The sequence below is a fragment of the Microvirga sp. P4_G7 genome, from assembly GCF_056401005.1.
On sequence record NZ_JBFUKD010000198.1, the window covers coordinates 1 to 5,919 of the forward strand.

Here is a 5,919-nt window from a genome sequence, read left to right on the forward strand (position 1 = left end):
AGACCGACGCGTCCGGGGTGGCGAATTGCGGATGGCCCCCTACTTCGGAAAAGGCGAATTGTGACTAAGATCAAAAGCTGGATTCAACGGGAAAGGAACACGCGATGGCGAAGAATACGATTTGTCTCTGGTACGATAAGGACGCCGAGGCTGCCGCTCGCTTCTATGCCGAGATCTTTCCCGACAGCAAGGTGAGTGCCGTGCATCGTGCACCGAGCGACTATCCCTCCGGCAAAGAGGGCGACGTGATAACGGTCGAATTCACCGTCGCGGGCATTCCTTGTATCGGTCTGAACGGGGGGCCGACCTTCAAGCACAACGAAGCCTTCTCGTTCCAGATCGCCACCGACGATCAAGAGGAAACGGACCGCTACTGGAATGCCATCGTCGGCAACGACGGCCAGGAGAGCGCGTGCGGCTGGTGCAAAGACCGATGGGGGATTTCCTGGCAGATCACTCCACGCGTTCTGACCGACGCGATGGCGGCCGGCGGCGCCGAAGCAAAACGCGCTTTTGATGCCATGATGAGCATGAAAAAAATCGACGTCGCCGCGATCGAAGCGGCGCGCCGCGGTTGACATCCCATTGGCGATTGGCAGCCCAATGCTGCCGGAGGTGCCCGCTTACGGCCCTTCGGCAGAATTCGGATGGCGTCTAAATCACTCCCACTCGATCGTGCCCGGCGGCTTCGAGGTGATGTCGTAGGTGACGCGGTTGATGCCCTTGACTTCGTTGATGATCCGCGTCGCGACCTTGCCGAGGAACGTCATGTCGAAGGGATAGAAATCCGCCGTCATGCCGTCGACGGACGTCACGGCGCGGAGCGCGCAGACGTGGTCGTATGTGCGCCCATCGCCCATCACGCCGACGGTCTTGACCGGCAGCAACACGGCAAAAGCCTGCCAGATCACGTCGTAGAGGCCAGCCTTGCGGATCTCGTCGAGATAGACCAGATCGGCCTTGCGCAGGATGTCGAGCTTTTCGCGCGTGATCTCGCCGGGAACACGAATGGCGAGACCGGGTCCGGGGAACGGATGGCGGCCGACGAACGCCTCCGGCAAGCCGAGTTCGCGACCGAGCGCCCTCACCTCGTCCTTGAACAATTCGCGCAGCGGCTCCACGAGCTTCATGTTCATGCGCTCGGGAAGCCCGCCGACGTTGTGGTGGCTCTTGATCGTCACCGAAGGTCCGCCGGTGAACGACACACTCTCGATCACGTCCGGGTAAAGCGTGCCCTGCGCCAGAAAGTCGGCGCCGCCGATCTTCTTCGCTTCGGCCTCGAACACGTCGATGAAGAGTTTGCCGATGGTCTTGCGCTTCACTTCGGGATCCGACACGCCTTCAAGCGCGCCGAGGAAGAGATCGTCCGCCTCGACGTGAACAAGCGGAATGTTGTAGGAATCACGGAACAGCGTGACGACCTGCTCGGCCTCATTGGCGCGCATCAATCCGTGATCGACGAAGACGCACGTGAGCTGTTCGCCGATCGCTTCGTGGATCAAGACGGCGGCGACAGCGGAATCGACGCCACCTGAGAGACCGCAGATTACACGGCCCTTGCCGACCTGGGCACGAATGCGCGCGATGGCCTCGTCGCGAAACGCCCTCATCGTCCAGTCGCCTTTACAGCCGGCGATGTCGCGCACGAAGTTGCGGATCAGGAGCGCGCCTTGCGGCGTATGCACCACTTCGGGATGGAACTGAACGCCGTAGAACTTGCGGCCCTCGTCCGCCACCATCGCGAACGGCGCGTTGGCCGAGACGGCGAGCGTCTCGAACCCATCCGGCAGTTTGGTCACGCGATCGCCGTGGCTCATCCACACCGGATACTTTTCACCCTTGTGCCACACGCCCTTGAACAACGGGCTGTCTTTACGGATCTCGATTTCGGCTCGCCCGAATTCAGCGTGATGGCCGCCCTCCACTTCGCCACCGAGTTGGGCCGCCATCGCCTGCTGGCCGTAGCAGATGCCGAAGACGGGAACGCCGGCGCTGAAGAGATCTTGAGGCGCACGGGGCGATGTATCCATCGTCACCGATTCAGGGCTGCCGGATAGGATGACGCCTTTCGGCCTCATCTCGCGAAATGCTTCCGCTGCCTTCTGGAACGGAACGACTTCCGAATAGACCCCCTCCTCGCGCACGCGCCGTGCGATGAGCTGAGTCACCTGAGAACCGAAATCGACGATGAGGATCTTGTCGTGGGGCTGGGTCATGGGGTCAAAAATCGATGGAGGAGAATAAGGGCGGATCGGAGCGAAGCAGTACTTCACATGGTTTCGTCAGCGTTCCTTCATTGGTTTCTTTTGAGGACGGAGACGTAGAAGGCGTCGGTGCCGGTCTTGCGCGGCGTCAACTGAAGCCCGTGCGTCGTGAACTGAACGGAATCGGCAAGAGCCGAGAGGCCCGCCGCCTGCAGCACGTCGTGTGCCGGCGCGACCGATAGACGATCCGTCCTGGCGAGAAGATGGGCGATGGCGTCGTCGTTTTCCTCAGGCAGGAGCGAACAGGTGATGTAGATGATCCTGCCGCCCGGCTTGACGAGGTCGAGCGCGCGATCGAGCACCACGGTCTGTTCCTTCACGCGCGTTTCGAGACTTCCCGGCCGCAGACGCCATTTGGCATCAGGATTGCGGCGCCAGGTGCCGATCCCCGTGCACGGCGCATCGACGAGGACGCAATCGATCTTGCCATCAAGGTCGCGCACCGCGTCGGCCCGCGCCCGTGGCGTGCGGACCTGGACGTTGCGAACACCGGCGCGCGCCAATCTGTCATGAATGGGAGCCAATCTCCTGGCGTCCGAATCCGTCGCGTAGATCTGCCCGTGGTTGTCCATCATGGCGGCGAGTGCGAGACTCTTGCCGCCGCCACCGGCGCAGAGGTCGACGACCTGCTCGCCGGGCTTGACCGACGAGAGCATCGATACGAGCTGTGAGCCTTCGTCCTGGATCTCGATCCATCCCTTGATGAATTCAGGCTCGGATTGAACCGCCGGACCGCGACCATCCTCGCTCGGTTGGATCCGCAGGCCGTAAGGCGAAAGCGGAGTTTCGATGGCACTCAGATGCGGCAGCGCATCGTGCGCTTCCTCCCGTGAACCGACCTTCAGGCTGTTGACGCGCAAATCGAGCGGCGCGCGTGACGTCAGCGCCTGCATTTCGGAAACGAGATCATCGCCGAAAAGCCGACGCAGGGACGGTTCGATCCAGTCGGGAAAATCGCCCGCAATGAACGCGGGCGCATTTTCCAACGTTCCGCCGAGTTTTGCGCGCTCGTCCGCCGTCAAAGGCTCTGGCGCGAAACGTTCGCCGGAGAACAAGCCCGCGATGGCATCCGCGGTCAAACCTCGTTGCAGGTTGAGCATCCCGATCGTCACCGCGCGCGGTGTGCTCTCGCCCATCAGATATCCCGCCGAAGCTTTGCGCCGCAGGGCGTCGTAGACRAGGCTGGCGATCGCCGCACGATCCTTCGAACCAGCGAAGCGGTGGGCGAGACCCCAATCCTTCAGGGCATCCGTCGCCGGCCGCCGACGGGTGTCGATATCGGCGAGAATGTCGATGGCAGCTGAGATACGCGCGGCGGGTGTCATCTGAAAGTCACACTGTTACGGGATCGCCAAATCGACACAATATAGCCTAGCTTCCATCCCGATCCGTGGCAAAAGCTGGCGTCTGCGTGCACTTCGCACGTCGATGTTCTGGAGCTCATTTCAATGTCGATCAAACTGGCTCGCATGGTTGCTGTCGGCCTTACTCTTGCTATCGCCGCCTGCGCGACGACACCGCCGCCGGCGACGGACCTGACGCCTCCGCCGCGCAAGGCGTACGACGCCAAGACGCAGCTCGAAAGCGGCAAGAAAATGTAGTTGCAAGCGCGGGGCGGGCCGGCGCCCGCTCCGCTCTTGTTCGTAAGCGAACCGCCGTCCCGCTAGATCGCGAGATCGGCGAAGAGAATTCTCAACGCGAAGATGATCCACATGAGCATGAGGATCAGCGCGCCGATTAGGAAGACCTGGAAACGCCAGGTGATCTTGTTGGACGTCGTGTAGATGTAGGCGTGGATGATCCGTGTGAGGACGAACAGCCACGACAGGATCACGAACGGCAGATCGGCCTTTCGGGTGATCAAGGCGAACGCGACGATCGCGTAGAACAGAACCGGCAGCTCGAATTGGTTGGCGTAGGTGTTCGACACTTGAAGGGTCTGGGCCGGCCAATTGCGCTCACCGAGCGCGATGTCCTTGATCCGGACATCGCCAGACCGCAAGCCGCCGATACGCAGCCGTCCCATCCACATGAGTACAACGAACGTCAGCAGAACCTGGACGAAGACGGGAAGGAGGACGGCTTGCACGGTCATGAAGTTAGCCTCGGTTCGGGTAGTTGGGGCTTTCCCRGGTGATCGTCACGTCGTGGACGTGGCTCTCGCGCAGACCCGCGTTGGTGATGCGCACGAAGCGCGCCTTCTCGCGAAACTCCTCGAGATCGGCTCCGCCCACATAACCCATCGCGGCGCGCAGGCCGCCGGCGAGCTGATGCAGAACGGCTGAAGCCGAACCCTTGTAGGCGACTTGGCCTTCGACACCTTCCGGGACGAGCTTGAGCGTGTCGCGGACCTCGGCCTGGAAGTAACGGTCCGCCGAGCCCCGCGCCATGGCGCCGACCGATCCCATGCCGCGATAGGCCTTGTACGAGCGGCCCTGGTAGAGGAACACCTCCCCGGGGGTTTCGTCCGTGCCGGCGAGCAGCGAGCCGACCATGGCGCACGACGCTCCCGCTGCGAGGGCCTTAGCGAGATCGCCGGATACCTTGATTCCACCGTCGGCAATGACCGGCGTTCCGGTCTCAGCCGCAGCCTCGACAGCCTCCATGATGGCGGTCAGTTGCGGGACGCCGACGCCGGCGACAATCCGGGTAGTACAGATGGAGCCCGGCCCGATGCCGACCTTGATGGCATCCGCGCCTGCATCGATCAGAGCCTTGGCGCCTTCGCGGGTCGCCACGTTGCCGGCGATCACCTGCACCGCGTTGGAGAGCTTCTTGACGCGTGTGACGCTCTCGAGCACGCGGACCGAATGGCCATGGGCGGTGTCGACCACGATGACGTCGCAGCCGGCATCGATGAGGCGCTCGGAGCGCTCGAAACCTTGCTCCCCCGTCGTCGTCGCCGCCGCGACCCGCAGCCGCCCCTGTCCATCCTTGGCAGCGTTCGGATGCGCGACCTGCTTCTCGATGTCCTTCACAGTGATCAGACCGATGCACCGGTAGTGATCATCGACGACCAGGAGCTTCTCGATGCGGAATTGATGCAGGAGCCGCTTGGCCTCGTCCTGGGTCACGCCTTCGCGGACGGTGATGAGCCTATCCTTGGTCATCAATTCGGACACGGGTTGGGCGGTGTTGTTGGCGAACCTGACGTCGCGGTTGGTCAGGATGCCGACCAGTTTGCCCCGGGAGCCGTTGGGACCGCGCTCGACGACCGGGATGCCCGAGATGCCGTGATGCTTCATGAGCGCAAAGGCGTCGGCCAGGGTCTCGTCGGGGAAGATGGTGATGGGGTTCATCACCATGCCGGATTCGTATTTCTTGACGAGGCGGACCTGCTCGGCCTGTTCCTCCGGCTCCAGGTTCCGGTGGATAACGCCGATGCCGCCGTTCTGGGCCATCGCAATCGCCATGCGCGCCTCGGTCACCGTATCCATCGCGGAGGCGATGATCGGGAGGTTGAGGCGGATCGAGCGGGTCAGTTGCGTCGAGACGTTGACGTCGCCGGGAAGCACTTCGGAGCGGCCCGGTCGGAGGAGAACGTCATCGAAGGTCAATCCTTCGATGAGCTGATCGGCGACGATGCGGGCCATGGCCAACTCCTGAAAATGGGGCGGTGCGCGTTTGGATGAGTTGGCGAGGGTCCGTATCACGA

At 62.5% G+C, this 5,919-nt stretch carries 6 protein-coding genes; 2 read left to right on the top strand and 4 right to left on the bottom strand.

Annotated features, from left to right (window positions below; translation table 11 throughout):
• Positions 1-104: 104 nt before the first annotated feature.
• Positions 105-578, top strand: a complete 474-nt coding sequence (locus AC1DT3_RS10580) for a VOC family protein (protein WP_477465215.1) — start codon at positions 105-107, stop codon at positions 576-578.
• A gap of 81 nt (positions 579-659) precedes the next feature.
• Here the strand turns inward: AC1DT3_RS10580 and guaA are convergent, their stop codons facing one another.
• Entirely contained in the window at positions 660-2,216 is a 1,557-nt protein-coding gene (gene guaA, locus AC1DT3_RS10585; RefSeq protein WP_477465216.1) for a glutamine-hydrolyzing GMP synthase, read from the bottom strand.
• A gap of 77 nt (positions 2,217-2,293) precedes the next feature.
• Positions 2,294-3,589, bottom strand: a complete 1,296-nt coding sequence (locus AC1DT3_RS10590; protein ID WP_477465217.1) for an RsmB/NOP family class I SAM-dependent RNA methyltransferase — start codon at positions 3,587-3,589, stop codon at positions 2,294-2,296.
• A gap of 123 nt (positions 3,590-3,712) precedes the next feature.
• Here AC1DT3_RS10590 and AC1DT3_RS10595 point away from each other — a divergent pair, with 123 nt between their 5' ends.
• Entirely contained in the window at positions 3,713-3,865 is a 153-nt protein-coding gene (locus tag AC1DT3_RS10595) for a hypothetical protein (RefSeq protein WP_477465218.1), read from the top strand.
• A gap of 62 nt (positions 3,866-3,927) precedes the next feature.
• Here AC1DT3_RS10595 and AC1DT3_RS10600 read toward each other — a convergent pair whose 3' ends face one another.
• Positions 3,928-4,359 carry an MAPEG family protein gene (locus tag AC1DT3_RS10600; RefSeq protein ID WP_477465219.1) on the bottom strand — a complete coding sequence of 144 codons (432 nt, stop codon included), beginning with the start codon at positions 4,357-4,359 and terminating at the stop codon, positions 3,928-3,930.
• 4 nt (positions 4,360-4,363) lie between these two features.
• Positions 4,364-5,857, bottom strand: coding sequence for an IMP dehydrogenase (guaB, locus tag AC1DT3_RS10605; protein WP_477465220.1), 1,494 nt, complete (start codon positions 5,855-5,857; stop codon positions 4,364-4,366).
• Positions 5,858-5,919: the final 62 nt, after the last annotated feature.